Source organism: Streptomyces sp. NPDC048257 (assembly GCF_043201855.1).
Taxonomy (GTDB): Bacteria; Actinomycetota; Actinomycetes; order Streptomycetales; family Streptomycetaceae; genus Streptomyces.
Genome location: NZ_JBICZI010000012.1, coordinates 43,650 through 70,040, shown reverse-complemented (window position 1 = coordinate 70,040; position 26,391 = coordinate 43,650). Strand labels below are relative to the sequence as shown.

Annotated in this window: 24 protein-coding genes; 4 read left to right on the top strand and 20 right to left on the bottom strand. The window is 71.6% G+C overall.

What is annotated here, in order from left to right; all coding sequences use genetic code 11:
• Positions 1–46: 46 nt before the first annotated feature.
• From ACGFZK_RS23045 to proS, 12 genes are all read right to left on the bottom strand, one after another.
• A complete protein-coding gene (locus ACGFZK_RS23045) occupies positions 47–553 on the bottom strand; it encodes an NUDIX hydrolase (protein WP_393850733.1) in 507 nt (168 codons plus the stop codon).
• Positions 543–1,325, bottom strand: a complete 783-nt coding sequence (gene lepB / locus ACGFZK_RS23040; protein ID WP_393850732.1) for a signal peptidase I — start codon at positions 1,323–1,325, stop codon at positions 543–545. The genes ACGFZK_RS23045 and lepB (ACGFZK_RS23040) overlap by 11 nt, the downstream gene beginning before the upstream one ends.
• Positions 1,326–1,370: 45 nt before the next feature.
• Positions 1,371–2,273 (bottom strand): signal peptidase I, encoded by a 903-nt coding sequence (lepB, locus tag ACGFZK_RS23035; protein WP_393850731.1) that lies wholly within the window; start codon positions 2,271–2,273, stop codon positions 1,371–1,373.
• 112 nt (positions 2,274–2,385) lie between these two features.
• Complete coding sequence (gene lepB, locus ACGFZK_RS23030; protein WP_393850814.1) at positions 2,386–3,276, bottom strand: signal peptidase I; 891 nt, start codon at positions 3,274–3,276, stop codon at positions 2,386–2,388.
• On the bottom strand, positions 3,269–4,006 hold the full coding sequence (gene lepB / locus ACGFZK_RS23025) for a signal peptidase I (protein WP_393850730.1): 738 nt from the start codon (positions 4,004–4,006) through the stop codon (positions 3,269–3,271). The genes lepB (ACGFZK_RS23030) and lepB (ACGFZK_RS23025) overlap by 8 nt, the downstream gene beginning before the upstream one ends.
• Before the next feature lie 44 nt (positions 4,007–4,050).
• Positions 4,051–4,401 (bottom strand): 50S ribosomal protein L19, encoded by a 351-nt coding sequence (rplS, locus tag ACGFZK_RS23020; RefSeq protein WP_030386403.1) that lies wholly within the window; start codon positions 4,399–4,401, stop codon positions 4,051–4,053.
• Positions 4,402–4,534: 133 nt separating this feature from the next.
• Positions 4,535–5,356, bottom strand: a complete 822-nt coding sequence (gene trmD, locus ACGFZK_RS23015; protein ID WP_393850729.1) for a tRNA (guanosine(37)-N1)-methyltransferase TrmD — start codon at positions 5,354–5,356, stop codon at positions 4,535–4,537.
• Entirely contained in the window at positions 5,356–5,961 is a 606-nt protein-coding gene (gene rimM, locus ACGFZK_RS23010; RefSeq protein WP_393850728.1) for a ribosome maturation factor RimM, read from the bottom strand. The genes trmD and rimM overlap by 1 nt, the downstream gene beginning before the upstream one ends.
• A 137-nt stretch (positions 5,962–6,098) precedes the next feature.
• Complete coding sequence (locus ACGFZK_RS23005) at positions 6,099–6,338, bottom strand: RNA-binding protein (protein WP_007266827.1); 240 nt, start codon at positions 6,336–6,338, stop codon at positions 6,099–6,101.
• A gap of 2 nt (positions 6,339–6,340) precedes the next feature.
• Positions 6,341–6,781 carry a 30S ribosomal protein S16 gene (gene rpsP / locus ACGFZK_RS23000; protein ID WP_030386406.1) on the bottom strand — a complete coding sequence of 147 codons (441 nt, stop codon included), beginning with the start codon at positions 6,779–6,781 and terminating at the stop codon, positions 6,341–6,343.
• 302 nt (positions 6,782–7,083) lie between these two features.
• Positions 7,084–7,680 (bottom strand): hypothetical protein, encoded by a 597-nt coding sequence (locus tag ACGFZK_RS22995; RefSeq protein ID WP_030012572.1) that lies wholly within the window; start codon positions 7,678–7,680, stop codon positions 7,084–7,086.
• Positions 7,681–7,894: 214 nt separating this feature from the next.
• Complete coding sequence (gene proS / locus ACGFZK_RS22990) at positions 7,895–9,307, bottom strand: proline--tRNA ligase (protein WP_393850727.1); 1,413 nt, start codon at positions 9,305–9,307, stop codon at positions 7,895–7,897.
• Positions 9,308–9,438: 131 nt separating this feature from the next.
• On the opposite strand from proS, the gene ACGFZK_RS22985 reads away from it, so the two are divergent.
• Positions 9,439–10,125, top strand: coding sequence for a class I SAM-dependent methyltransferase (locus tag ACGFZK_RS22985; RefSeq protein WP_393850726.1), 687 nt, complete (start codon positions 9,439–9,441; stop codon positions 10,123–10,125).
• Between the two features lie 10 nt (positions 10,126–10,135).
• On the opposite strand, the gene ftsH is transcribed toward ACGFZK_RS22985, so the two are convergent.
• The 6 genes from ftsH to ACGFZK_RS22955 all read right to left on the bottom strand — a co-directional run bounded on the left by ftsH (position 10,136) and on the right by ACGFZK_RS22955 (position 19,839).
• The gene (gene ftsH / locus ACGFZK_RS22980; protein WP_393850725.1) at positions 10,136–12,073 is read right to left on the bottom strand and encodes an ATP-dependent zinc metalloprotease FtsH; all 1,938 of its coding nucleotides are present in this window, start codon (positions 12,071–12,073) and stop codon (positions 10,136–10,138) included.
• Between the two features lie 129 nt (positions 12,074–12,202).
• Positions 12,203–13,774: a signal recognition particle protein gene (gene ffh, locus ACGFZK_RS22975; RefSeq protein ID WP_393850724.1), complete on the bottom strand. Its 1,572-nt coding sequence runs from the start codon at positions 13,772–13,774 to the stop codon at positions 12,203–12,205.
• A gap of 146 nt (positions 13,775–13,920) precedes the next feature.
• Complete coding sequence (locus tag ACGFZK_RS22970) at positions 13,921–16,350, bottom strand: [protein-PII] uridylyltransferase (RefSeq protein WP_393850723.1); 2,430 nt, start codon at positions 16,348–16,350, stop codon at positions 13,921–13,923.
• Between the two features lie 17 nt (positions 16,351–16,367).
• Positions 16,368–16,706 (bottom strand): P-II family nitrogen regulator, encoded by a 339-nt coding sequence (locus ACGFZK_RS22965; protein ID WP_030009357.1) that lies wholly within the window; start codon positions 16,704–16,706, stop codon positions 16,368–16,370.
• Entirely contained in the window at positions 16,703–18,046 is a 1,344-nt protein-coding gene (locus tag ACGFZK_RS22960) for an ammonium transporter (protein WP_393850722.1), read from the bottom strand. Before ACGFZK_RS22960 ends, ACGFZK_RS22965 begins: the two co-directional genes overlap by 4 nt.
• Positions 18,047–18,348: 302 nt before the next feature.
• Positions 18,349–19,839, bottom strand: coding sequence for a hypothetical protein (locus ACGFZK_RS22955; protein WP_393850721.1), 1,491 nt, complete (start codon positions 19,837–19,839; stop codon positions 18,349–18,351).
• A 420-nt stretch (positions 19,840–20,259) separates the two neighbouring features.
• On the opposite strand from ACGFZK_RS22955, the gene ACGFZK_RS22950 reads away from it, so the two are divergent.
• Positions 20,260–20,931, top strand: a complete 672-nt coding sequence (locus ACGFZK_RS22950; protein WP_393850720.1) for a bifunctional DNA primase/polymerase — start codon at positions 20,260–20,262, stop codon at positions 20,929–20,931.
• A 77-nt stretch (positions 20,932–21,008) separates the two neighbouring features.
• Here the strand turns inward: ACGFZK_RS22950 and ftsY are convergent, their stop codons facing one another.
• The gene (ftsY, locus tag ACGFZK_RS22945; protein WP_393850719.1) at positions 21,009–22,220 is read right to left on the bottom strand and encodes a signal recognition particle-docking protein FtsY; all 1,212 of its coding nucleotides are present in this window, start codon (positions 22,218–22,220) and stop codon (positions 21,009–21,011) included.
• A gap of 144 nt (positions 22,221–22,364) precedes the next feature.
• Between ftsY and ACGFZK_RS22940 the strand changes: the two genes are divergently transcribed.
• Both ACGFZK_RS22940 and ACGFZK_RS22935 read left to right on the top strand, forming a co-directional pair.
• Complete coding sequence (locus ACGFZK_RS22940) at positions 22,365–23,825, top strand: cytosine permease (RefSeq protein WP_393850718.1); 1,461 nt, start codon at positions 22,365–22,367, stop codon at positions 23,823–23,825.
• A 63-nt stretch (positions 23,826–23,888) separates the two neighbouring features.
• Positions 23,889–24,875, top strand: coding sequence for an LLM class flavin-dependent oxidoreductase (locus tag ACGFZK_RS22935; RefSeq protein ID WP_393850717.1), 987 nt, complete (start codon positions 23,889–23,891; stop codon positions 24,873–24,875).
• 41 nt (positions 24,876–24,916) lie between these two features.
• Here the strand turns inward: ACGFZK_RS22935 and ACGFZK_RS22930 are convergent, their stop codons facing one another.
• The gene (locus ACGFZK_RS22930; protein WP_393850716.1) at positions 24,917–26,350 is read right to left on the bottom strand and encodes a sugar porter family MFS transporter; all 1,434 of its coding nucleotides are present in this window, start codon (positions 26,348–26,350) and stop codon (positions 24,917–24,919) included.
• Positions 26,351–26,391: the final 41 nt, after the last annotated feature.

Sequence of the window (26,391 nt, the reverse complement as noted above, 5' to 3'; positions counted from 1 at the left end):
CCCTTCAGCCGTGCGTCCCCCTATTGTGCGCCAGGCCCATGTGCCCCTAAACGATTTCCGGGGCCAGGACCACCGGCTCACCCGGAGGGCCGTCGTCGAGCAGCGTACGGAGCAGCTCGGCGAGTCTGGTCGGGTACACCGTCTCATGTGCCGCGAGAAGTTCCTCGGAGGTCCACCACCTCGCTCCGGTGACGCTGCGCCGCTCCAGCTCGGTGAGGCCGCCCATCTCGGTGGCCGTCTGGGTGGTACGGGCCAGGAAGTACCACTCGTCCTGCTGCCAGCGCCGCCCGTCGAAGGGGAAGGAGCAGTACCGGTGCCACAGCACCGGACCCAGCTCCACCTCGGTGATCCCGGTCTCCTCCGCCAGCTCGCGCAGTGCGGCCTGCTCCCGGCTCTCCGCCCCCTCCAGCCCGCCGCCGGGGGTGAACCACCAGTCGTCCGAGGGGTCGGCCGGTTCGAAGCCGTGCAGCAACAGGATCCGGTCCGCCGGGTCCAGCAGGATCACCCGCGACACCCTCCGGTGGCCGGGCTCCCCGGCCGGGTCAGCGGCCACCGGCCCGCTCCCGCCGCCGCCCGCGCCCCAGGACCCGTACGACCGGCCCGTACGCGGCCCCCAGCACCACCAGGGCGGCCCCGGCGAGCACCGCCACCAGCTGGAGCCGCAGCGGCCCGGGCCGGGAGGTCCCGCCGGGCAGGGCGGCGTAGGTGACCGGCCGCTCCAGCATCGTCATGGAGGGCCAGGCCAGGGCGTCGACACGGGCGCTGACGGCCGACCGGGGCACGGTCCCCTGCCCGGCCTCCTGGAGGTGCGCGCGGGAGTCCAGGGAGGCGGCCCGCCGGTCGCCCAGCAGGAAGAGGTTGCCCTCGGGGACGGTCACCTCGAAGGGGGTCCCCGAGGGCGCGGTCTGTCCGGGCGGCATGGCCAGGCCCGTGTCGGGCCTGGTGGTGTCGGCGTAGGGCTCGTCGAGCGGGGTGCCGTTCACCGTCAGCTCGCCGGCCGCGCCGCAGCACTTCACGGTGTCGCCGCCGATGCCGACGACCCGCTTGACCATGGGCGAATCGCTCCACATGGAATCAGTAAAGATGACCACGTCCCCGCGGCGCACCTCACCGCCGTCGATGCGCTGCGCCAGCACCCGGTCCCCGGGCCGCACCGTGGGCATCATCGAGTCGGTGGGCACCGTGTAGGGCCGGTACAGGACCGCCCCCCACACGAAGCCGCCGAGGAAGAGCGCAAAGCCGATGGCCACGGCGAGTCCCGACAGCACGTTGCCGAGACCGCCGCGGCCATCCTTGCCACTGCGTATCGCTTCTGTTCCGCCCATTCCAGCGCCCCCACACACTTCGGGATCGTCGACCTGGGCGGCACCCTACCCGTCGGTACGGCCGCTGGTCAGCTTCCGCCTGCGCCACATGACGAGCGGGACCGCTCCCACGAGTCCCACAGCGGCCGGGCCGAGCCCGACCGGAGCCAGCCCGGCGGCCCCGAGGCCGAGCGCGGTGGCCGCGGCCTGGTTGCCGATGCCCGGCTGGTCGAAGGTCTCCGGGACGGGCAGGGTGGACCAGCGGGTGAGCGGCCACGCGACCACGACGGCGCGTCCGACGACCTTGTCGACCGGTACGAAGCCCTGGGTGGAGTCCTGCATGTGGTAGCGGGAGTCCTGGGAGTTCTGCCGGTGGTCGCCCATCACCCAGATCTTGCCCTTGGGCACGGTGATCGGGCCGAACGGGGCGTCGTCACACGGGGTGTTGCCGGGGTAGATGTACGGCTCGTCCAGCGCCTTGCCGTTGACGACGACCGGTCCCCCCTTCTTGCACTCGACCGTGTCCCCGCCGATGGCGATGGTCCGCTTGATCAGGTCCTTCTCGGCGGCGTCCGGCATCAGGCCGATCTTGCTGAGCACCGTCTGGAAGAGGTTCGGCTCGGGGGTGGGCTCCCCGGACAGCCAGTTCGCGGGGTCGTGGAAGACGACGACCTCGCCGCGCTCCGGCTCGGAGCCGAACCACGGGGTCAGCTTGTCCACCAGCACCCGGTCGCCCCGCTGCAGGGTGTTCTGCATCGAGTCGGACGGGATCGAGAACGCCTGGACCAGGAAGGTCTTGATCAGCAGGGCCAGCAGCAGGGCGATACCGATGAGGAGCGGGAGCTCCTTCCAGAAGGAACGGTGCGCCTTCTCCTGGGCAGCGCCGTCCTCCCCGGCCTCTCGCTCGACGGCGTCGTCGTCCGGACGCTCCTCGCCCTCGTCGCGTCCGGACCGTGCGCCTACCGCCACGTCCCCCACATCCACTCCTCACTCGCGATTGCCGCCCGCGCCGAATCCGGCAGGGGCCCTCCCCTCCCTTAACGAGCGGGAGTTCCCTAAGGCGCGGGAGACCGAGGACACACTATGCGAACGGCACGCCCCGACGGCGCCGTCGACGCCCACGTCCCTCGCGCCGTGCCTGATCGGGCACCATGCGGAAGGTCGCGGGCTGCTCCAGCCGGGTCCAGTGCCCGAAGGGCCAGGCGATCACGACGGCCTCCCCCACGACCCCGCTCTCGGCGATCGTGCCCTGGAAGCCCTCGTCGAGGTGGAAGCGGGAATCGGCCGAGTTCGCGCGGTGATCACCCATCACGAAGAGCCGGCCCTCCGGCACCTGTACCTCGAACGGGATGTCCGAAGGGGCGTTGCCCGGGTTCACGTACGGCTCATCGAGCGGCGAGCCGTTGACGGTGACCCGGCCCCTGCCGTCGCAGCACTTGACGGTGTCCCCGCCGACGCCGATGACCCGCTTGATCAGGTCCTGCTCGTCGGCGGAGGGCAGCAGGCCGATGAAGGTCAGCGTCTGCTTGATCTGCTTGATCCCGACCGGGTCCGGGGCCGGCCGGGCCGCCTCGCCCTTCAGCCAGCCGCCGGGGTCCTTGAACACGACGATGTCGCCGCGCTCGATCCTGGAGCCGAACCACGGGGTCAGCTTGTCCACGAGGACCCGGTCGCCGATCCGGATGGTCTGCTCCATCGAGCCCGACGGGATGAAGAAGGCCTGCACCAGGAAGGTCTTGAGGAGCAGGGCTATGCACAGCGCCACGACCACCAGCAGCGGCAGCTCGCCGGCCCGGCGCGTGCGGCGCCGCCGCCGCACCTTGCGGGCCGTCCGGCGCCGTTCGGCCCGGCCGCCCTCCACCCGGCCGCCCCCCACCACCGGCGCCGGGGCGGGCTCCGGCTCGGGCTCGGGCTCCGGCTCCGGCTCGAAGTCCCAGTCCCGTCCGCCCTTCGGCCGCCCGCGGCTACCCATGACCACCGCCGGCGGAATCCCAGCGCGAGAGCGGCCAGCCGATCCAGTCGGCCCGCCCGATCACCTTCTCCACCGGCACCATCCCCCCGCCCGGCTCCCCCAGGTGGTCCCGTGAGTCCCGGGACTGGGAACGATGATCGCCCATGACCCACAGGGTCCCAAGCGGTACGACGATCCGGAAGGGCACCGCCGAGGGGGCGTCACCGGGGTACAGGTACGGCTCCTCCAGCGGCACGCCGTTGACCGCCACCCGCCCGCCGGTGTCGCAGCACACCACGTCGTCACCGCCCACGCCCACGACCCGCTTCACGAAATCGGTGTCGGACGGCTCCGCCAGCCCGAGCGCCGAGGCCGCGCCGTGCAGCACCGTGCCGACCGGATTGCCGTCGGGGCGTTCCGGTACGAAGGAGCCCGTGCCGTCGAAGACCACCAGGTCCCCGCGGCGCGGCTGCTCGCCGAAGCGGTACGCCAGCTTGTTGACCAGTACCCGGTCCCCGACCTGGAGCGTCGGCTCCATCGAGCGGCTGGGGATCAGGAAGGGCTGGATCACGAAATTGCTGAGCAGCAGCAGGAACACGGTGCCGACCACACCGAGCACTCCGGCGCGGCGCCACGTCAGGGGACGCCCGCCGGCGGTCCGCCCGGCCCGGGAGAACGCAAAACGCGGCCGCTCGTCCCCCTCGACGGGGGAAGAGTGGCCGCGCTGCGTGTGAGGTGCTTCGGTGTCCATCGGGGGCGAGCCTATCCGGCCGCCCCCGGACTCCGGGTGTGACCTCAGCGGTCGCGCTTCTCCTTGATCTTCGCGGCCTTGCCGCGGAGCTCACGGAGGTAGTACAGCTTGGCGCGGCGAACGTCACCGCGGGTGACGAGCTCGATCTTCTCGAAGATCGGGGAGTGGACCGGGAAGGTACGCTCCACGCCGACGCTGAAGGAGACCTTGCGCACGGTGAAGGTCTCGGAGACACCGGCGCCCTGGCGGCGGATGACTACGCCCTTGAACTGCTGGATGCGGGAGCGGTTGCCCTCGATCACGCGGACGTGCACGTTGATCGTGTCACCCGGGCGGAAGGCCGGGACGTCCGAGCGGAGCGCGGCGGCGTTGACGCCATCGAGCAGGTGAGACATGTTCTTCGTCTGCTTTCTTCGCATGACGCCACAGGTCGCCAGTGCGGGTTTCCGTAGAGAATTCGGGAGCCGTGGGTCCCGGCGGACGACGGTCCCCCTGTGGCAGGGGCGCCCGCGAGCACACAGCAGCCGCCTATTCTTCCACGGCCTGCGGCCTGCGCCAAAATCGGCCGTCGGCGGACGGCTGCCAGCCCAGGACGGAGAGGGTCTCCCGGTCCTTCTTGTCGAAGCCGGCCGCCTCGCAGCGCTCGATCAGGTCGGGGCGGTTCTGCGCGGTCCGGCGGAAGGCCTCGTCCCGGCGCCACCGGGCGATCTTTCCGTGGTGCCCGCTGAGCAGCACCTCGGGGATGTCCCGGCCGCGCCACACGGGGGGCTTGGTGTAGACGGGCCCCTCCAGCAGGTTCGCCATCTCGCCCGGTGCGAACGAGTCGTCGCGGTGCGATTCGGCGTTGCCGAGCACTCCGGGCAGCAGCCGGGCCACGGCTTCGGTGACCACCAGGACGGCGGCCTCGCCACCCGCCAGGACGTAGTCGCCGATGGAGACCTCGTAGACCGGCAGGCGCGTGGCGTACTCGTCCATGACCCGGCGGTCGATGCCCTCGTACCGGGCCGGGGTGAAGATCAGCCAGGGCCGCTCGGAGAGTTCGACGGCCAGTTCCTGGGTGAACGGCCGGCCGCTGGGCGTGGGGACGACCATGACGGGCCCGTGCGCGCCCGCCTCGTAGCCGTCGGCCAGCGCGGAGTCCAGCGCCTCACCCCACGGCTCGGTCTTCATGACCATGCCGGGGCCCCCGCCGTACGGGGTGTCGTCGACCGTGTTGTGCCGGTCGTACGTCCAGTCCCGAAGGTCGTGCACGTGTACGTCGAGCTGCCCGCGGGCGCGTGCCTTGCCGACGAGCGAGACGTTCAGCGGCTCCAGGTACTCGGGGAAGATCGTGACGACGTCGAGTCGCATCAGGCCTTGTCCCCGGAGTCCGCCGAATCCGCCGCGTCCGCCGAATCCGCCGCTTCCGCCGCTTCCTCGTCACGGGCCGAGACGACGACCGCGTCGCGCTCGTCGATCAGCCCGGGCGGCGGGGTGATGACACACCGCTGCTCTTCCAGGTCGATCTCGGCGACGATCTCCTCCACGAAGGGGATCATCACCTCGGAGCCGTCCGGCCGCTCGACGATGAAGAGGTCCTGCGAGGGCAGGTGGGAGATCTCGGTGATCCGGCCGATCTCGGTGCCGTCCTCCAGCACCACGTCCAGGTCCATCAGCTGGTGGTCGTAGTACTCGTCGGGCTCCTCCGGCAGCTCCGCCGGGTCCACCTCGGCGATCAGGAGGGTGTTGCGCAGCGCCTCGGCGCCGGTGCGGTCCTTGACGCCCTCGAAGCGGAGCAGCAGCCGCCCGCTGTGCACGCGGCCGGTCTCGATCGTCAGCGGTCCGACCGTCGCGGGCTCCGTCCCCAGCACGGCGCCGGGACTGAGCCGCAGTTCCGGCTCGTCGGTGCGCACCTCGACGGTGACCTCACCCTTGATGCCGTGGGCGCGGCCGATCCGCGCGACTACCAACTCCACTGTGCTCTTCCCTTACTGCGGCGTGTACTGCGGCGTGGTTGCTCACATCAATGGTCGATCCTGCCCGGGGGCAGAAACGACACGGGCCGGGGCGGGCTGCCTACGCCCTCCCCGGCCCGTGCCGGTGATTCAACTGCTCAGCGGACCTGGTCCACGTCGACAAGGTCGACGCGGATCCCCCGGCCGCCGATGGCGCCCACGACGGTACGCAGAGCACGTGCGGTGCGGCCGTTGCGGCCGATCACCTTGCCGAGGTCGTCGGGGTGAACCCGGACCTCGAGCACCTGCCCGCGGCGCAGGTTGCGCGAGGCGACCTGCACGTCGTCGGGGTTGTCCACAATGCCCTTCACGAGGTGCTCAAGAGCCTCCTCGAGCATGATCAGGCCTCGGTCGACTCGGCGGCGGCCTCAGCCTCGTCCGCCTTCTTGTCGGCCTTCTTGGCCTTCTGCGTGATGGCTTCGCCCTTGCCCTCGCCGATGCCCTCGAGGGCCTTGGCGAACTCGTCGAAGGAGCGACGCTTGCTCTCCTTCGTCTCCGGCTGCAGGAGCGGCGCGGGGGCGGGGAGGCCCTTGTGGGCCTGCCAGTCACCGGTCAGCTTCAGGATGGCGAGCACAGCCTCGGTGGGCTGGGCGCCGACGGACAGCCAGTACTGCGCACGCTCGGCGTTGACCTCGATGCGCGACGGGTTGTAGGTCGGGTGGTAGATACCGATCTCCTCGATCGCGCGACCATCCCGGCGGGTGCGGGCGTCGGCGACGACGATGCGGTAGTGCGGCTGGCGAATCTTGCCGAGGCGCTTGAGCTTGATCTTGACTGCCACTGGAGTGGTGTCTCCTGAACTTGACGTGGTTGGGCACATGAGATGCCACGTGGGGTTGCGGTACTCGGGTGCCCGATGGACGCGTCAGCCGGAGGAGAGAGGGGTCCTATGCGACTGTCGAGTACAGCTAGCCATTGTGCCATACGCCTGCGGCGCGCTCCGCCGGGCGGGCAGGACCGGTTCCGGGCGGTGGCCCGTGCCCGTTCCCGCGCGTGCGCCGCGGGCGGCCGCCCCGGTGGGGGCGAGGGCCCGGCGGCCGGTGCGCCGTGGGGCGGTGGCCCCGGCGGCGACGGGGACGGCGGTCAGGAGGCCGCCGCGATGGCCACGTCGGGGATGCGGAAGGGCTTCATACAGCCACCGCACACGATCGGTGCCTGGGCCAGCACGGAGGGGACCACCCGTACGTTGCGCCCGCAGTCGCAGACCGCCTTGACGCGCACACCACCGCCGGAGGAGCCGTGCCGGGCCGCCGGCCCGCGGAAGCTGCGCTTGGTGTCGGCCGCCGTGGCGGCCGTGTGCGCCTTCAGCGCGCGCTGAAGGCGCTCGATGGTGGGCCGGTAGCGCCGCTTCGCCTCGGGATTGAGCGTGACCAGCGAGAAGCCGCTGCTGGCGTGCGGCTCTTCGGAGTGGTCCAGCCCCATCTCCTCGGCGATCGCGAGGAATCTGCGGTTGTGGTAGCGGCCGGCGCGCGAGGTGTCACGGACACCGCGGGCGGCGGCGATGCCGTGGACTGCCTCGTGCAGCAGTCGCTCGAAGGAGAGCTCGGCGCCACAGGCGGACGAGGACTCTCCGATCAGGGACTCGGGCGCGGCAAGGTCAGGCAGCTCGGGGTGGTACCGCTGAATATCGGCCCACGCCTGCGCCAGCTCTGCGGCAAGGACAGGTGGTGTCGTGCTCACGTCGTGACAACGAGCCGAGGTGCCCGGGTGTTCCGATTCCGGGCCATTCCAAATTTTTTGCACGTACCAGTCAGTTCAGTCTCATGCGTCCTGACGAGGACGGGTGCGCCGATCTCAGGAGGAGTCGGTACGTAACGCCGACCAAGACGAACCGGCCCCGGAGCGCGGCACGAGCCGCACGCCGGGGCCGAGGAGCCCGTCGTCCCGGTCGGGATCAGTACGAGCGCGCGACGATCGCGAGGGTGCCGGGGGCGTCGTCCGTCTCCGGGACCGACCCGTCCTCGGCGATCAGGCAGCGCACGGAGACGGCCTGCTCGGCCAGCTTCGCCTCGCCCTCCGGACCGAGGTCGGCCCACGGGATCCGCGCCCAGCCGCCGGCGATGGCGGCCTCGGCGGCCTCCTCGATGGTCGAGACGTCGGACGTACGGGCCACCCGGCGCTCGCGGGACTCGCGCAGCAGCTGCGCCTGGTCCTCCTCCAGCACCTTGGGCAGCAGGTCGGCGAGGGCGTCGATCTGCACGGGGGTCTTCCCGCCCGGGATCCGGCGGGCCAGCATCGCGGTGCCGGCCTCCAGGTCGCGGGGGCCGATCTCGATGCGGACCGGTACGCCCTTGAGCTCCCAGTCCACGGCGCGGCGGCCGAAGGGGGTGTCGACGCGGTCGTCGACCTGCACGCGCAGACCGGCGGCCTTGAGCTGGGCACCCAGCTCGCGGACCTTCGCGACGGCCTCGTCGCCCTTGATCGCCATGACGACGACCTGGACGTGCGCGAGGCGCGGCGGGACCCGGAGGCCGTTGTCGTCGCCGTGGGACATGATCAGGCCGCCGACCATGCGGGTCGAGACGCCCCACGAGGTCTGCCAGACGAGCTCCTGCTTGCCTTCCTTCGACAGGTACTGGGTGTTGAAGGCCTTGGCGAAGTTGGTGCCGAGCTCGTGGCTCGTGCCCAGCTGCAGGGCCTTGCCGTCGCCCATCATGCCCTCGAGGGTGAGGGTGTTGATGGCGCCGGCGAAGCGCTCCTTGGCGGTCTTGCGGCCGAGCACGACGTCGATGCCGAGCACGTTCGTCATGAAGTCGCCGTAGACGTCCGTGTGGATGCGGGCCGCGTAGTCGCGGGCGTCCTCGTAGGTGGCGTGGGCGGTGTGGCCCTCCTGCCAGAGGAACTCGCTCGTACGGAGGAACACGCGCGGGCGCATCTCCCAGCGGACCACGTTGGCCCACTGGTTGATCAGCAGGGGCAGGTCGCGGTAGCTCTGGACCCACTTGGAGAAGTAGTCGTTGATGATCGTCTCGGACGTGGGCCGGACGACGACCGGCTCCTCCAGCTCCTTGCCGCCGCCGTGCGTGACGACCGCGAGCTCGGGGGCGAAGCCCTCGACGTGCTCCGCCTCCTTCGTCAGGTACGACTGCGGAATGAAGAGCGGGAAGTACGCGTTCTGGGCGCCCGCGTCCTTGATGCGCGCGTCCATCTCCTGCTGCATCCGCTCCCACAGGCCGTAGCCGTACGGCCGGATGACCATGGTGCCGCGGACCGGACCGTTGTCGGCCAGCTCGGCCTTGTTGATCAGATCCTGGTACCAGCGGGGGAAATCCTCCGCCTGCGGGGTGAGAACGGGTGCCTTTGCCATGCCGCGAATCGTACGGCGCCCGGCACTCGATACGTGAATCGGGTGCCGCGCTCCTCTGGACGCGGGCGCGAATGGGGAGTTCTCTGGCAACGGGGGCAAGGGGGCGAGACGGAATCAGGAGCGCTCTTTCGATGACACCGACGCCGACGGCGACGCTCGTCGCCCGGGACTGGGCGGAGATCCAGGAACGGATGCTTGTACCGCTGTACGAAGCGGTCTACGACCGGCTGGAGGTCGGGCCGGGTGACCGGCTGCTCGGCCTGGAGTGCGGGGCCGGCCTGCCCCTGCTGCTGGCGGCCGGGCGGGGAGCCGTGGCCACGGGCGTGGAGGCGGATCCGGCTCGGCGGGCCCTGGCCCGTGAGCGGCTGCTGGAGGTGCTGGCGGCGCCGCCGGAGCCTGCCCCGCCGCCGCGCCCGTACGACGCCCTGTTCGCCTTCTCCCCGGCCCCGGCGGCCCTGGCGGCGGCGCTGCCCGCGGTCCGCCGCGGCGGGGCGGTGGTGCTGGCCGACTGGGGCCCCGCGGAGCGCTGCACGGCACCCTCGGTCCTGGGCGGCGGGCCCTCGCCCCGGGACCTGGACGTACTCGTGGAGCGGGCCGGGCTCCGGCCGGACGGTTCCGGGCGGGTGTTCTGCCCGTTCGGGTACGCGGATGTGGACAGCGCGGTACGCGGCCTGCTGTCGACCGGTCTCTACGACGGCACGGCCGATCCCGTGCTCGCGGAGAAGGAGCTGGCCGAGGCGCTTCACCCGTTCGAGCGGTCCGACGGCGCCGTCTGGCTGCCGAACATCTTCCGCTACGTGATCGCCCGGGTGGACTGAACGGCCGCCCTCAGTCGGTGCCGTGCGCCTTCGTCATCCGGGTGATGCCCGCGGCGGCGTAGGCGGCCGGTTCGTCCAGGGTCTCGTTGGCGAGGAGGGCCTCCGCGAGGGCGTCCAGCTGGGAGCGGTGCTCGCGCAGCAGGCGGCATGCCTCCACGTAGCACTCGTCGACGATGCGGCGCATCTCGTGGTCGACGGCGTCGAGGGTGGCGGGGGCCGCTGAGAGGCCGTAGGGACTCTGCCCGTCCGCGGGGATCGCGGTGAGGCGGCCGATGCGCTCGCTCATGCCCCAGCGGCCGACCATGCCGCGGACGATGTTGGTCACCTGCTCCAGGTCGTTCTCGGCGCCGGTGGTGATGACCTCGTAGACGACCTGCTCGGCGGCCATGCCGCCCAGTGCGCCGATGATGCGGCCGCGCAGGTACTCCTCGGTGTACGCGTACCGGTCCGCGTCGGGGGTCGAGAGGGTGACGCCGAGCGCGCGGCCGCGGGGCACGATCGTGATCTTGCGGACCGGGTCGGCGCCCGGCTGGAGCATGCCCAGCAGGGCGTGGCCGCTCTCGTGGTAGGCGGTCCGCCGGCGCTCCTCCTCCGGCATGACCAGCGGCCGCTCGGCACCGAGCTGCACCTTCTCCAGGGCGTCGGACAGGTCCGACTGGGTGACCTGCGTCTGCTGGCGTTTGACGGCCAGCAGTGCGGCCTCGTTGGCCAGGTTGGCCAGGTCCGCCCCGGTCATGCCGGGGGTGGTACGGGCCACCTGTGCCAGGTTCACGCCCCCGTCGAGCGGGATGTCCCGGGTGTGGATGCGCAGGATGGCCTCGCGGCCGGCCCGGTCGGGCGGGGAGACGACCACCATGCGGTCGAAGCGGCCGGGGCGGGTGAGCGCCGGGTCGAGCACGTCCGCGCGGTTGGTGGCCGCCAGGACGATCACGCCCTCGGAGCCGGAGAAACCGTCCATCTCGGTGAGGATCTGGTTGAGGGTCTGTTCGCGTTCGTCGTGGCCGCCCATGGCGCTGCCGCCGCCGCGGGCCCGTCCGATGGTGTCGATCTCGTCGATGAAGATGATGGCGGGAGCCACCTTGCGCGCCTCGGTGAACAGTTCGCGCACCCGGGAGGCGCCGACGCCGACGATCATCTCGATGAACTCGGAGGCGGAGGCGGAGAAGAAGGGCACCCCGGCCTCGCCCGCCACCGCCCGCGCCAGCAGGGTCTTGCCGGTGCCGGGCGGGCCGGAGAGCAGGACCCCGCCGGGCATCCGGGCGCCCATCTTCCGGTACTCCTGCGGGTTCTTGAGGAAGTCGACGACGTCGTTGAGCTCGCCCTCGACCTCGTCGATCCCGGCCACGTCCTCGAAGGTGGTGCGTTTGGCGCCCGTCTCCAGCTCCACCGGCTTGGGCGGGGCCTTGCGGCCCAGACCGCCCACGCCGCCCATCCCGGAGCCCATCCGGCGGGCGATGACCACCCACAGCAGGACGAGCAGCAGCATCGGGGCGAGCGAGATCAGCAGGTTGGCGAGGAAGCTGCGCTGCACGACGACCGGGGAGGCGGTCACGGTCACGTTCTGCTGGGTGAGGTCGGCCCACAGCGCGTCGTCGGCGAAGGCCGGGCGCTGGGTGACGAATTTGGTGTAGTCGCCCTCGTCCCCGTCGGGCAGGGGCTGCTTGGCCTTCAGCTGGCCCTGGATGGCGTCGCCCTTGGAGTAGATCTTGGAGACGTTGCCGTCGGCGACCTGCTTGCTGAACTCCGTGTACGAGATCGTCGGCTCGTCCCCCTCGTTGAAGAAGGACAGCACCAGGTTGGTCACCAGGTAGACGATCAGGGCGGCGAGGATCAGCCCCCGCCAGCCGCCCGGCATCCTCTTCTTCGGCGGAGGGGTGGGCGGGGCGCCTTCCGAGCGCCAGGGCGTGTCGGCCCTCTCGCGCGGAGGTACGGGGGTGGGGCTGGGCACGGGGCGCCTCCTTCTGCCATCCTCCCGGCCGACCATAAGGGATAAATCAGGCCATCGCCCCAGCAGAAAAGAGGAGGGCCCCGACCGTGTGGACACGGTCGGGGCCCTCATCGCCCAGCTGCGCGGGTGTTACTTCATGAACTTCTTGAACTCGTCCGGAAGGTCGAAGTCCTGGCCGTCCTGGCCGCCCGCAGGAAGGCCGAAGGGGTTGCCGGCGGCCGCGGGCTCGCCCGCCTGCGGACCCTGCTCCCGGCGGGCCGCGGCTGCGGCCTCCTCTTCCTTGCGCTTCATCGGGTTACCGCTCTTGCGCTTGCCCTTGGCCTGCTTGATCTGCTTCTTCTGCCGGCCGGGGCCGCCACCCATCCCGGGCATGCCGGGCATGCCCGGCATGCCGCCGCCCTGGGCCATGCGGGACATCATCTTGCGGGCGTCGAAGAACCGCTCGACCAGCGACTTGACGGCGCTGACCTCGGTGCCGGAACCCTTGGCGATACGGGCACGGCGCGAGCCGTTGATGATCGTCGGGTCCTGGCGCTCGGCCGGGGTCATCGACTTGATGATCGCGGCGGTGCGGTCGACGTCACGCTCGTCGATGTTGTTGATCTGGTCCTTGATCTGCCCCATGCCGGGCAGCATGCCGAGCAGCTTGGAGATGGAGCCCATCTTGCGGACCTGCTCCATCTGGGCCAGGAAGTCGTCGAGCGTGAACTCCTTGGGGCCCTTGGCGAGCTTGGCCGCCATCTTCTCGGCCTCGGCCTGCGAGAAGGTCTTCTCGGCCTGCTCGATGAGGGTGAGCATGTCACCCATGTCGAGGATCCGGCCCGCCATGCGGTCGGGGTGGAACGCGTCGAACTCGTCGAGCTTCTCGCCGTTCGAGGCGAACATGATCTGCTTGCCGGTGACGTGCGCGATGGAGAGCGCGGCACCGCCCCGGGCGTCGCCGTCGAGCTTGGAGAGCACGACGCCGTCGAAGCCGACGCCGTCGCGGAAGGCCTCGGCCGTGTTGACCGCGTCCTGACCGATCATGGCGTCGACGACGAAGAGGATCTCGTCGGGGCTGACGGCGTCGCGGATGTCCGCGGCCTGCTGCATCAGCTCGGCGTCGATGCCGAGGCGGCCGGCGGTGTCGACGATGACGATGTCGTACTGCTTGGTCCGCGCGTACTCGACGGAGTCCTTCGCGACCTGGACCGGGTCGCCGACGCCGTTGCCGGGCTGGGGCGCGTACACGGCGACGCCCGCGCGCTCGGCGACGACGCTCAGCTGGTTGACGGCGTTGGGGCGCTGGAGGTCGCAGGCGACGAGGAGCGGGGCGTGGCCCTGCCCCTTCAGCCAGAGGCCGAGCTTTCCGGCGAGGGTGGTCTTACCCGCACCCTGCAGACCGGCCAGCATGATCACGGTGGGGGCGGTCTTGGCGAAGCGCAGCCGCCGGGTCTCGCCGCCGAGGATGGTGACGAGCTCGTCGTTGACGATCTTCAGGACCTGCTGGCCCGGGTTCAGGGCCTTGCTGACCTCTTCACCGCGCGCGCGTTCCTTGACGTTCGCGATGAAGGAGCGGACGACCGGGAGGGCGACGTCGGCCTCGAGGAGCGCGATACGGATTTCCCGGGCCGCGGAGTCGATGTCAGCCTCGGACAGCCGGCCTTTGCCGCGCAGGCCCTTGAAGGTATTCGCCAAGCGGTCGGAGAGCGTATCGAACACGGTGGTCGCGATTCCTCGGGTCGGGGGCGTTGTGGTCGTCCCCCAGGGTATCCGGCCCGGCCGCCCATCCGGCCCTGCGGTCGTCTTTCCCTGGGGAACGGTGGAAGGGCGGGTGGAGGGCCGCTCCGCGCAGCGGCCCTCCCCAGCTACGCCAGGGCGGCCGCCACCGAGGCGGCCAGCGCCGTCGCGGCCGCGGGGTCCAGGGGCTTGCCCTCGGGAGTGGTGACGTACAGGGTGTCGACGGCGTTCGCGCCCAGCGTGGAGACGTGAGCGCTCCGCACCTTGACGCCCGCCGCCTCCAGAGCCCGCCCGATCCGGTGCAGCAGGCCGACGGCGTCGGGTGCGCGCACCTCCAGGACCGTGGCCAGGGAGGAGACGTCCGGGACCACCGTGACCCGGGGCGGCGGGGGGACCACCCCGCGCCGGCGCGGGTACGCCGCCTCGCGGTCCGCCAGCTTCGCCGGGACGTCCAGCGAACCGTCCAGCGCGCGGACCAGATCGGTACGCAGCCTGGCCGCCTCCGGCAGCGCGCCGTACTCCGCCGCCACCCGCCAGCGCAGCACCAGGACCTCGCCCAGCCGGTCCGGGAGCTCCGTGGAGCGCAGGTCGGCCGCCCGTACGGTGAGCCGGTGCAGGGCCAGCACCCCGGCCGCCGCCGAGAGGACCCCCGGCTGGTCGGGGACGGCGACGACGAGGTCCACGCCGACCGCGTCCTCCTCCTGACGGGCCTGGAGCGCCAGGACGGGCTCCCCGGTGCGCAGGGCCTCCACCGCCAGGCGTTCCTGCTCGGTGGTCGGGATCTCCGGTTCACCGGCGGCCGGGGCCGTGCCGCGCAGCACGGCGGCGACCCGCGCGACGAGGTCCGCCACGAGCGATCCCCGCCATGCGCTCCACGCAGCCGGGCCGGTGGCCAGGGCGTCCGCCTCGGTCAGGGCGTGCAGTATCTCCAGTGTGCCCACCGAGCCCACGGCGTCGGCGACCGCACGGACCGTGGCCGGGTCCTCCAGGTCGCGCCGGGTCGCGGTGTCGATCAACAGCAGGTGGTGGCGTACGAGCGCCCCCAGCACGGCGACGTCCTGCGCGTCGAAGCCGACCCGGGCGGCGACGTCGCGGGCGATGGTCTCGCCGGCCACCGAGTGGTCACCGGGCCAGCCCTTGCCGATGTCGTGCAGGAGCGCGGCCATCAGCAGCAGGTCGGGACGGCCGACCCGGCGGGTGAGGGCCGCGGCCCGCACGGCCGTCTCGATCAGGTGCCGGTCCACCGTCCAGGTGTGGACCGGATTGCGCTGGGGGCGGCAGCGGACCCGCTCCCAGTCGGGGAGCAGCCGGGTGATCAGGCCCTCCGCCTCCAGGGCCTCCCACACGGCCACCGTCGGCTCCCCCGCCCCCAGCAGCGTCAGGAGCTGCTCCCGCGCCTCGGCCGGCCAGGGCACCGGGAGCGGTTTGCCCTGCGCCGCGAGTCGGCGTACGGCGTGCAGGGAGACGGGCAGGCCCGCCTGCGCGGCGGCCGCGGCGAACCGCAGGGCGAGTACGGGATCGCGGTCCGGGCGGGCGGCCAGGGCCAGTACGGCCTCGCCGTCGGACTCCACCACGCCCTCGGCCAGCGGGGCCCGCGCGGCGGCCGCCCGGTCGCCGCGGGCGCCCAGCAGCCCGCGCAGCCTGGGCCGGGCGGCGCGGGCCCGCAGGACGCGCCCGACCTCCCGCCAGGTGACGTCGCCGGCGTACGCGACGACGCGCGCGGCCTCGTACACCTCGCGCAGCAGCGCGTCCGCGTCGAGCAGTCCGAGCCGGTCCGCGACCTGGTCCTGTTCCTGGAGCGAGAGCCGGTCGGTGGCCCGGCCGGTGACCAGGTGCAGGGCGTCCCGGGCGTCGAGGAGCCGCCGCCGGGCCTCGGCGAGGCCCTCGCGCGGGGCGTCGGCCAGCCAGGAGGCGGCGACCGCCCGCAGCGCGGTGACGTCCCGCAGGCCGCCTCGGGCCTCCTTGAGGTCGGGTTCGAGCAGGAAGCGCAGCTCCCCGGCCCGCTCGGCCCGTTCCCGGCACAGGGAGTGCAGCTGCGGGAGGCGCTTGGCCGCCTGGTTGCGCCAGTCGGCCAGTACGGAGGTGCGCAGGCCGGCCAGGAGCCCGGCGTCACCGGCGACCGTACGGGCGTCCAGCAGGCCGAGGTGGACCTTGAGGTCCTCGGCGGCGGTCTTGCGGGCCTCGGCGGGGGTCCGTACCGAGTGGTCGAGGGCAAGGCCGAGGTCCCACACCGGGTACCAGACGCGGTCGGCCAGCGCGCTCAGGGCCCGCGGCTCCGCCTTGCCGTCGTGCAGCAGCACCAGGTCGAGGTCGCTGCGCGGGGAGAGTTCGGCCCGCCCGTAGCCGCCGACGGCCACCAGGGTGGCGCCGCGCACGCCCGTCTCCCGTACGGCGCCCGTGAACAGGGCGTTCAGCCATTCGTCGGTCAGCCCGGCCAGGGCGGAACGCCGCGAAGGCCCGGACTGCGACTCCTGCTGGAGGAGTCGCAGCCGGGCCGCGGCGTATCCGCTGGGTCCCGAGCCGGCCGTGTGGTCCGTGTTCTCTTCGACGCTCGTCACCCAGAAGCTCCCATCGCCTAGAGGGCGTCCGCGCCGCGTTCGCCGGTGCGGACGCGTACGACCGAGTCGACGGGGACGCTCCACACCTTGCCGTCACCGATCTTGCCGGTGGCCGCCGCGCTCACGATCACCCGGATCAGTTCCTCGGCGTCGGAGTCGTCGACCAGTACCTCGATGCGGATCTTGGGGACGAGGTCGACCTGGTACTCGGCACCGCGGTAGACCTCGGTGTGGCCCCGCTGGCGGCCGTACCCGCTGGCCTCGGTGACCGTGAGTCCCTGTACCCCGAAGGCCTGGAGTGCCTCCTTGATCTCGTCCAGCTTGTGCGGCTTGACGATCGCGGTGATCAGCTTCATGCGTCAACCTTCTTGCTCGCGGCGGAGGGGGTGGGGACGGCGGTGCTGCGCGAGGCGGCTCCACCACCGGCTCCGCTGAAGTCGTAGGCCGTCTCGGCGTGCTCGACCTGGTCGATGCCGGCGACCTCGTCGTCCTCGGACACCCGCATCCCGATCGTCTTGTCGAGGAGGAAGGCGAGCAGCGCCGACGTCACCAGAGAGTAGGCGAGGACGGCGAAGACCCCGATGGCCTGCTTGCCGAGCTGTTCCAGGCCGCCGCCGTAGAAGAGGCCGGCCACGTCGGACTGGACCCCGCCGGTGGCGAAGAGGCCGACGAGCAGGGAGCCGACGACACCGCCGACGAGGTGGACGCCGATCACGTCGAGGGAGTCGTCGTAGCCGAACTTGTACTTGAGGCCCACGGCCATGGCGCACAGGACACCGGCGATGGCGCCGACGGCGATCGCGCCGAGCGGGCTGACCGCTCCGCCCGCGGGGGTGATGGCGACGAGGCCGGCGACCGCGCCGGAAGCGGCGCCCAGGGTGGTGAAGGAGCCGTGGCGCAGCTTCTCGTAGCCGAGCCAGGCGAGCATGGCGGCGGCGGTGGCGACCTGGGTGTTGACGAACATGACCGCGCCGACGCCGTCGTCGTTGCCGAGCCAGGAGCCCGCGTTGAAGCCGAACCAGCCGAACCAGAGGAGACCGGCGCCGAGCATCACGAGGGGGAGGCTGTGCGGGCGCATCGGGTCCTTCTTGAAGCCGACGCGCTTGCCGATGACCAGGATCACGCCGAGGGCGGCGGCGCCGGCGTTGATGTGGACGGCGGTGCCGCCCGCGAAGTCGATGACGCCGAGCTCGAAGAGCCAGCCGCCGGCGCCCCAGACCCAGTGGGCGACCGGGAAGTAGACGACGGTGACCCACAGGCCGGTGAACAGGACCCAGGCGCCGAACTTCACGCGGTCGGCCAGTGCACCGCTGATCAGGGCGGGGGTGATGACGGCGAACATCAGCTGGAAGACGGCGAAGACGTAGACCGGGATGGTGTAGCCGTCCCACAGCTCGGTGATCCCGATGCCGCTGAGGCCGACGTAGTCGGAGTTCCAGCCGATGAGGGAACCGGAATCGGTGCCGAAGGCGAGGCTGAAGCCGTAGAGGACCCACAGGATCGTGACGATCCCGAGGCTGATGAAGCTCATCATCAGCATGTTGAGGCTGCTCTTGACGCGGACCATGCCTCCGTAGAAGAAGGCGAGTCCCGGGGTCATCAGCATGACCAGGGCGGAGCAGATGAGCATGAACCCGGTGTTCGCGGCAGACAGCGTCGGGGCGTCTGCCGCGAGGGTCGTGATGGCTGATGCCATCGGCGTCTCCTCGTCGTCGGTACGTTCGCGTGCGGGCGATCGTGAAAACCTGAGCGGCGGCATTGGGAACTGGCCGGTTATTGGCCTTGAGATTCGCGCAGGCCGGTTTCCGGCGGGGCCGCTGAGTGTTTCGCCGCGATGACGAAGGCGTCCGGGTTGTTACGACGCGATGAACGCAGGAACCGTCGATTGAAGCGTGAGCCGGCCGCGGCAGTACCCGGACGTCCTGGCTGGGGGAGCCTGATCGGGCTTCACGGGGTGTCTGCCGCGGCCGGGGCCTCGGGGGGCGGCCCTGTGGGCCGTCAGACGGCCTCCGCGGCTTCGGGGAGCCGGGAGGCGAGGTGGTCAGTGAGCCTGACCACCTCGGCGACGTCGCCGTACTCACGGGCGGCGGTGTCGACGGTCTTGCGCAGGCGGGTGTTCACCCGTTCGGACCGCACCTTTCCCGCCACGTCCAGGGCCCGGTCGACGAGGACCGCGGCCTGCTCGGGCTCGCGCTGGAGCAGGTGCACCGTCGCCATGCCGATGAGGTTGAGGGCGTAGGAGCGCTGGTGCTCCTCGTCCTTCTCGAAGAGCTCGACGGCCCGCTCCATGACGGGCTCGGCGAGGGAGGCGTACATGGGGCTGCGGCCGGCCACGTAGGCCAGGTCCCGGTACGAGTGGGAGTTCTCGCCGTTCAGCTCGGCCTCGGAGAAGAAGCGGATCCAGTCGGGTTCGGGCTCGCCCGCGAAGCCGACGTCGGAGAAGGTGTCCTCGGCCATCCGCACGGCCCGCTTGCAGCGGCTGGGCTGGCCCATGTTGGCGTACGCGCGGGCCTCCATCGCATACAGCATGGCCTGGGTGCGCGGGCCGGCGCAGTCACGGCTGCCGTACTGCGCGAGGTGGATGAGTTCCAGGGCGTCCTCGGGGCGGCCCAGGTGGATCATCTGGCGGCTCATGCTGGAGAGGATGTACGAGCCGAGCGGCTTGTCCCCGCCCTCCTTGGCGGCGTGCAGCGCCAGCACGAAGTACTTCTGCGCGGTGGGGTGCAGGCCGATGTCGTAGCTCATCCAGCCGGCCAGTTCGGCCAGTTCGGCGGCGACCTTGAAGAGCCGCTTCATGACCGGGGCCGGGTGGTTCTCCTGGAGCAGGTCGGTGACCTCGTGGAGCTGGCCCACGACGGCCTTGCGGCGCAGTCCGCCCCCGCACTGGGCGTCCCACTGGCGGAACATGACGGTGGTGGCGTCGAGGAGGTCGAGTTCCGGTTCGGAGAGCCGGGGCGGGCGGTGGCCGCCGAGGGCCCCCGTCGGCCCCGCCCCGCGCGGTCCCGGGTCGGCGGCCGGTACCGGGACGAGCCAGCGCTGCATGGGCTCGATGAGGGCGGGGCCGGCGGAGAGCGCGAGCGAGGTCCCGAGGAAGCCGCGGCGCGCGAGCATCAGGTCGCTGCGGGAGAACTCGCCGAGCAGTTCGACGGTCTGTGGGCCGGCCCAGGGCAGGTCGACCCCGGAGACGGAGGGCGTCTGGTGGGCGGTGCGCAGGCCGAGCTGCTCGATGGCGACGACGGAGCCGAAGCGCTCGGAGAACAGCTCGGACAGGATGCGCGGGACGGGCTCGCGGGGCTGTTCGCCGTCGAGCCAGCGGCGCACCCGGGAGGTGTCCGTGCTGATGTGGTGGGCGCCCATCTGGCGGGCCCGGCGGTTGACCTGCCGGGCGAGCTCGCCCTTCGACCAGCCGCTGCGGACGAACCACGAGGTCAGCTGGTCGTTCCGCGCAGCAGCATCCTCGATCGCTCCGCTTGCGCCGTTGCCGCTCACTGGAACGCCCCCATCCGCTCAGCATCTTCCACACGAAACCCTGGCCGGGGCGCCGGTCGCCACCACGGACCTTCACAGATCCTTCACGCATTGCCTCCGGCATACCCACGGATGGGCCGCCTTCGGTTTCGTGCACCGAAAGTAATCCTACGATCACCCCTGCGGCGAGGTCGATTCCAGAAACGCCACCATTCGCCACCCCTTCGAATGAACTCGCCACCGGCCAGGCGCGATTCACTTGACACCGAGGTGAAAGCGGATCGGGTGGACTGGGGTGCGCTCGGGGCGCGCGCGGCGAGGAGTGCGCCGGGCAGCTTCGCAGGACACCCTCGGCGGGACCGCCGGCAGAGGTCCCGCCGAGGTCGTCACCACCGGCTTCGTAACCACCGGCACGTCCGACCCGTTGGAGGGGGCATGGGCATGGGCTTCACGATCGGCGGCAGCCGCAGCGCCAAGGAGTTCCGCTCCGGCACCCGGCGCCGCGGCGGCCGGACCTCGGAGTGCACGGCGGTGGCGGAGTACACCGGGCTGTGGGGCTGGGACGTGGTCCCCGGCGCCCGCGCCGCGGCGCCCTCCCGCGACTGCTCCTGCGGGGACGCGAAGTGCGCGGCGCCCGGGGCGCATCCCCTGGCCTTCGCCCCCACCGTCCCCGCGGGGGCCACCCTGGACGAGGTCACCGAGGCCTGGGGCGAGTACCCGGGCGCCGCCGTGCTGCTGCCCGTGGGCCGCGCCTTCGACGTCATCGAGGTCTCCGCCGAGGCCGGCCGGCGCGCGCTGGTGCGCCTCGAGCGGATGGGCCTGCCGCTCGGCCCGGTCATCGTCACCCCCGACGGCCGGGCGCAGTTCTTCGTGGCCCCGGGCGCGGCGGCCGAACTGCCGCAGCTGCTGTACCGGATGGGCTGGGACGACGCCGACCTCGACCTGCGGGCGCTGGGGCAGGGGGCCTTCGTGACGGCCCCGCCCTCCGACCGGGCGGGGCTCGGCCAGGTCGGCTGGCTGCGGCCGCCCGCGCTCGACTCCACCGGGGGCCCGCCGCAGGCCAGGCTGCTGCTGGGCACCCTCGCCTACATCTGCCACCGCTTCCGCCGCTGAGGCCCGTCCATGACGGTGCCCCCGCGTTCCGGCCGGAACGCGGGGGCAACTGGTGTCCGTAGGGAGCCCGGCTGCGCTCAGTCGCCGATCAGGGCGTCCACGAACGCCTCCGGCTCGAAGGGCGCCAGGTCGTCCGGACCCTCGCCGAGGCCGATGAGCTTGACCGGGACGCCCAGTTCGCGCTGGACGGCGACGACGATGCCGCCCTTGGCCGTGCCGTCGAGCTTGGTCAGCACGATGCCGGTGATGTCCACGACCTCGGCGAAGACACGGGCCTGGGTCAGGCCGTTCTGCCCGGTGGTGGCGTCCAGGACCAGCAGGATCTCGTCCAGCGGACCGTGCTTCTCCACGACGCGCTTGACCTTGCCGAGCTCGTCCATCAGGCCGGTCTTGGTGTGCAGGCGGCCGGCGGTGTCGATGAGCACCACATCGGCGCCCTCGGCGATGCCCTCCTTGACCGCGTCGTAGGCGATCGAGGCCGGGTCCCCGCCCTCGGGGCCGCGTACGGTACGGGCACCGACGCGCTCGCCCCAGGTCTGGAGCTGGTCGGCGGCGGCGGCGCGGAAGGTGTCGGCCGCGCCGAGCACCACGCTGCGGCCGTCGGCGACGAGCACCCGGGCCAGCTTGCCGGTGGTGGTGGTCTTACCGGTGCCGTTGACCCCGACGACCATGATCACGCCGGGGGTGTCCAGGCCGCTCTCCGTCTTCACGGCGCGGTCGAAGTCGGTGCCGACCAGGGTCAGCAGCTCCTCCTTGAGCAGGGCGCGCAGGTCCGCCGGGGTGCGGGTGCCGAGCACCTTGACCCGTTCGCGGAGCCGGTCCACGAGCTCCTGGGTCGGCACGACACCGACGTCGGCGATGAGGAGGGTCTCCTCGATCTCCTCCCAGGTGTCCTCGTCGAGGTGCTCCCGGGAGAGCAGCGTGAGCAGCCCCTTGCCGAGGGAGTTCTGCGACCGGGCGAGGCGGGCGCGCAGCCGGACCAGGCGGCCGGCCGTGGGCTCGGGCACCTCGATCTCGGGAGCGGCCGGAGCCTCCGGCTCGGCCACCGGCGCCTCGACGGGGGCGGTGGCCTCCGGGAGCCCGACCTCCTCGATCGTGCGGCGCGGCTCTTCCGCCGTCTCTACGGCGTCCTCCCCCACCTGCGGCTCGGCAGGCGGGGCAGTGATGGTCGGCGTGCTCGACGGTGCCGAGGGCGGCAGCTGCTTCTTCTTGCGGCTGCCGACCACGAGCCCGCTGATCACGCCGACCGCGACCAGGGCGATGACTACAGCAAGGATGAGGATGTCCATAACCCCACCAGTATCGGCCACGGTCGCCCCGGAGCCGGGAACCCGGGCGTTCCGAGCGGGACGTAAGCCGCCGTTTGTGGTTTTAGCGGCAAATCCACGATGATGAGCAACTTCCCCTCATAACCTCCCCCACGGAGCAACCGCATGCCTGCCGAGCCCGCCGACGGCGCAGCCGAAACCGCGATCGAGACCCGTGGCCTGGAGCCCGTACCGGACAGCGAGCGCAGCGGCCGGGTCCGCGAGCTCGTCCCCACCTGGGTCGCCGCCAACATCAGCGTGCTGCTGCTGACCATGGGCGCGGGGCTGGTGATCTTCAACAAGCTCAACATCTGGCAGGTGCTCGTCGTCGCCGTGGCCGCGCCGGTCGTCTCGTACGGGATCGTCGGCCTGATATCCATCGCGGGCAAGCGCGGCGGCGCTCCCGGCATGGCCCTGTCGCGGGCGGTGTTCGGGCAGCGCGGCAACCTCTTCCCGGGCGCCCTGATCTGGGTGGCCCGGTGGGGCTGGGAGACCATCAACGCGGTCAGCGGCGCCTACGCCGTGCTGACCGTGCTCGACCTGTTGTTCGGGGTGCGGAGCAGCACCCCGCTCATCGTCGTCACGCTGCTGTTCTTCGTGGGCTGCACCTTCGTGGTCTCGGGCCTCGGCATCAATGCGCTGCGCGTCTGCTCGAAGTGGTCCACGTACCTGTTCGGCGGCTTCAGCGTGCTCGTCCTCGGGTACCTGGTCGTCACCACCGACTGGTCCGACGTCTTCGGCAAGCCGGCCGGCTCCACGGCGATGATGGTCGCGGGCATCGGCACCATCGCGGCCGGCGGCATCAGCTGGGTGCCCTCGGGCCCCGACTTCACCCGCTACCTGCCGCGCGCCGCCTCCTCCAGGGGCATGGTCGGCGCGACGATCGGCGGCGCCGGTGTGGTCGTGCTCCCGATGGTCCTGATGGGCGCCGTGATGGCCGTGGGCACCCCGGACCTGGCCACCGCCCAGGATCCGGTCTCCTTCATCGGGGAGCTGCTGCCGACCTGGATCGCGGTGCCGTACCTGCTCATCGCGCTCGTCGGCATGCTGCTGATCAACTCCATGTCCATGTACTCGGCCGGCTTCACCGCGCAGACCCTCGGCATCAAGGTCCCGCGCGCCGCCGCGGTCAGCGTGAACGCGGTCATCAGCCTGGTCTTCGGCTTCCTGCTGATGGTGGTCGCGACCAGCTTCTTCGGCTCGTTCATCTCCTTCCTGACCCTGCTGGCCGTGGCCTTCTCCGCATGGATCGGCGTCTTCGGCGTGGACATGCTGCGCCGCCCGGTCTACGACGGCCCCGCGCTGCTGGACACCACGCGGAGCAGTGCCTACTGGTACAAGGGCGGCTTCGCCTGGCAGGCGATGACCGCGTGGGCCCTCGCCCTGCTGGTGGGGCTGCTGTTCACCGAGGTGGACTGGTTCGCCGGGCCGCTCGCCGGGACCTGGATCGGCCGCAACGGCCTGGGCTGGGTGGCGGGCATCGTGACCTCCGGCGTGCTGTACGCCGTACTGCCGCGCACGGCGCCCGCCGAGCCGGCGGCGGCGCAGGAGCCCGCGCACGCGCCCGCCGGATCCCTGTCCAACTGACGCCACGTCAGCTAACGTCCCCCTTCGCCCGCCCACCCACATCCGGCGAAGGGGGACTTCTCCATGCCCATCACCGTGGCCCGGTTCAATCTCGTCGACCCGAACGGCACCCCCGAGTCCCTCTCCGCCCGCTACAAGGCGGCGCTGGAGATGGCCCGGTACGCGGACGACCGCGGGATCGACACCATCCAGACCGAGGAGCACCACGGCACCGCCAACAACTGGCTGCCCTCCCCCTTCGCCTTCGCGGGCGCGGTCTTCGGCGCCACCCGCCGGATCGCCGTCACCGTCTCGGCGATCATCGGCCCGCTGTACGACCCGCTGAGGGTCGCCGAGGACATCGCCGTCCTGGACCTGCTGAGCGGTGGCCGCCTGGTCACGGTCGCGGGCATCGGCTACCGGCCCGGGGAGTACGAGCAGCACGGCGTGGAGTGGGGCCGGCGCGGCCGGCTCCAGGACGAGCTGCTGGAGACCCTGCTGAAGGCGTGGACCGGCGAGCCCTTCGAGTTCCGCGGCCGCACGGTACGGGTCACCCCGACCCCGTTCACCCGGCCGCACCCGCTGCTCCTGGTCGGCGGCAGCTCCGAGGCGGCCGCCCGCCGAGCGGCCCGGCTGGGGCTGCCCTTCTTCCCCAGCGCGCACCTGCCGGAGCTGGAGGCGTACTACACCGCGCGGCTGGCGGAGTACGGCACGGAGGGCTTCTGCATGATGCCGGCGGCCGAGACCCCGCTGCTGCACATCGCCGAGGACCCGGACCGGGTCTGGGCCGAGCACGGTGAGCGCTTCCTGCACGAGGCAGGCATGTACGCGTCCTGGCAGTCCAAGGACATCCGCAGCGCCGTACGGTCGGCGGCGCGCTCGGTGGCGGAGCTGCGCGCGGAGGGCGTGTACAGGATCCTCACCCCGGACGAGGCGGTCGCGTACGGCCGGGCCGCGGGCGAGGCGGGGAACCTGGTCCTGCACCCGCTGTGCGGCGGGATGCCGCTGGACGAGGGCTGGCGCAGCCTGCACCTGCTCTGCGAACAGGTACTGCCCCGGCTCAAGGGCTGAGCCGGGGCAGTATCGAGGAGAAGGGGTGTTGGCGGGGGTGGTTACCCCATCTCCTCCAGCGCCTTGCCCTTGGTCTCCGGCACCCATTTGAGGATGAAGGGGATCGAGAGCAGGGCGAAGAACGTGTAGATCATGTAGGCACCCGAGAGGTTCCAGTCGGACAGCGACGGGAACGTGACGGTGATGACCCAGTTGGCGATCCACTGGGCCGCGGCGGCCACACCGAGGGCGGCGGCGCGGATGCGGCCGGGGAACATCTCGCCGAGCAGCACCCAGACCACCACGCCCCAGGAGAGGGCGAAGAAGAGGACGAAGAGGTTGGCCGCGACCAGGGCGGTGATGCCCTGCGCGTGCGGCAGGGAGATGTCGTCGCCGGTTCCGGTCTTGAACGAGAACGCCCAGGCCGCCGTGCCCAGCGACAGCGCCATGCCCACAGAGCCGATGAGGGCGAGCGGCTTGCGGCCGAGCCGGTCCACGAAGATCATCGCGATCACCGTGCCGATGATGTTCACGACCGAGGTCTCGAAGGAGTACAGGAACGAGGAGCTCGCGTCGATGCCGACCGACTGCCACAGCGAGGAGCTGTAGTAGAAGATCACGTTGATGCCCACCAGCTGCTGGAAGACCGAGAGGCCGATGCCGATCCAGACGATGGACAGGAAGCCGAAGCGGCCGCCGAGCAGGTCCTTGAAGGTGGACTTCACCTCGGAGCGCATGGAGTGGTCGATCTCGCGGACGCGGGCGTCGGCGTCGATGCCCGAGCCCTCGACCTCGCGCAGGACCTCCTTGGCCTTTTCCGTGCGGCCGACCGAGACGAGGAAGCGCGGGGACTCCGGGATGGCGAAGGACAGCAGGCCGTAGAGCACGGCCGGGACGACCATCACGCCGAGCATCCACTGCCAGGCTTCGAGTCCGCCGATCTCACCGCGCTGGTCGCCGTCGGCGAGGTTGAGGATGCCCCAGTTGACCAGCTGTGAGACGGCGATGCCGATGACGATGGCCGCCTGCTGGAAGGAGGCCAGCCGGCCCCGGTAGGCGGGCGGTGAGACCTCGGCGATGTAGGCGGGGCCGATGACGGAGGCCATGCCGATGCCGAAGCCGCCGATGACGCGCCACATGGCGAGGTCCCAGAGGGCGAACGGGAGGGCCGATCCGATGGCGCTCGCGGTGAACAGGACGGCGGCGATCTGCATGCAGCGGATTCGGCCGATCCGGTCAGCGAGGCGGCCCGCGGTGGCGGCACCGATGGCGCAGCCGATCAGCGCCGCGGCGATCACCTGGGCGAGCGCTGCCGAGCCGACGTCGAAGCGGTCTCGGATGGCTTCCACAGCACCGTTGATGACGGAACTGTCGTACCCGAAGAGGAAGCCGCCCATGGCCGCGGCCGCGGTGATGAAGATGACGTGGCCGAGGTGGTCGGGATGGGGCGAGGCTCCGCCGCCAGGCGCCGAGGCCCGCGATGTGCTGCTGGTCAAGGTGTGCTCCGTGGGGGTTTCGTCCGTCCTCACAGTGGCGC

What these genes read in the sequence shown, in the direction of transcription:
- lepB (WP_393850732.1), bottom strand. Translation starts at nt 1,325, where the DNA reads ATGGGCGGAACAGAAGCGATACGCAGTGGCAAGGATGGCCGCGGCGGT.
- lepB (WP_393850814.1), bottom strand. Translation starts at nt 3,276, where the DNA reads ATGGGTAGCCGCGGGCGGCCGAAGGGCGGACGGGACTGGGACTTCGAG.
- lepB (WP_393850730.1), bottom strand. Translation starts at nt 4,006, where the DNA reads ATGGACACCGAAGCACCTCACACGCAGCGCGGCCACTCTTCCCCCGTC.
- rplS (WP_030386403.1), bottom strand. Translation starts at nt 4,401, where the DNA reads ATGTCTCACCTGCTCGATGGCGTCAACGCCGCCGCGCTCCGCTCGGAC.
- trmD (WP_393850729.1), bottom strand. Translation starts at nt 5,356, where the DNA reads ATGCGACTCGACGTCGTCACGATCTTCCCCGAGTACCTGGAGCCGCTG.
- ACGFZK_RS23005 (WP_007266827.1), bottom strand. Translation starts at nt 6,338, where the DNA reads ATGCTCGAGGAGGCTCTTGAGCACCTCGTGAAGGGCATTGTGGACAAC.
- proS (WP_393850727.1), bottom strand. Translation starts at nt 9,307, where the DNA reads ATGGCAAAGGCACCCGTTCTCACCCCGCAGGCGGAGGATTTCCCCCGC.
- ACGFZK_RS22985 (WP_393850726.1), top strand. Translation starts at nt 9,439, where the DNA reads ATGACACCGACGCCGACGGCGACGCTCGTCGCCCGGGACTGGGCGGAG.
- ACGFZK_RS22965 (WP_030009357.1), bottom strand. Translation starts at nt 16,706, where the DNA reads ATGAAGCTGATCACCGCGATCGTCAAGCCGCACAAGCTGGACGAGATC.
- ACGFZK_RS22960 (WP_393850722.1), bottom strand. Translation starts at nt 18,046, where the DNA reads ATGGCATCAGCCATCACGACCCTCGCGGCAGACGCCCCGACGCTGTCT.
- ACGFZK_RS22950 (WP_393850720.1), top strand. Translation starts at nt 20,260, where the DNA reads ATGGGCTTCACGATCGGCGGCAGCCGCAGCGCCAAGGAGTTCCGCTCC.
- ftsY (WP_393850719.1), bottom strand. Translation starts at nt 22,220, where the DNA reads ATGGACATCCTCATCCTTGCTGTAGTCATCGCCCTGGTCGCGGTCGGC.
- ACGFZK_RS22940 (WP_393850718.1), top strand. Translation starts at nt 22,365, where the DNA reads ATGCCTGCCGAGCCCGCCGACGGCGCAGCCGAAACCGCGATCGAGACC.
- ACGFZK_RS22935 (WP_393850717.1), top strand. Translation starts at nt 23,889, where the DNA reads ATGCCCATCACCGTGGCCCGGTTCAATCTCGTCGACCCGAACGGCACC.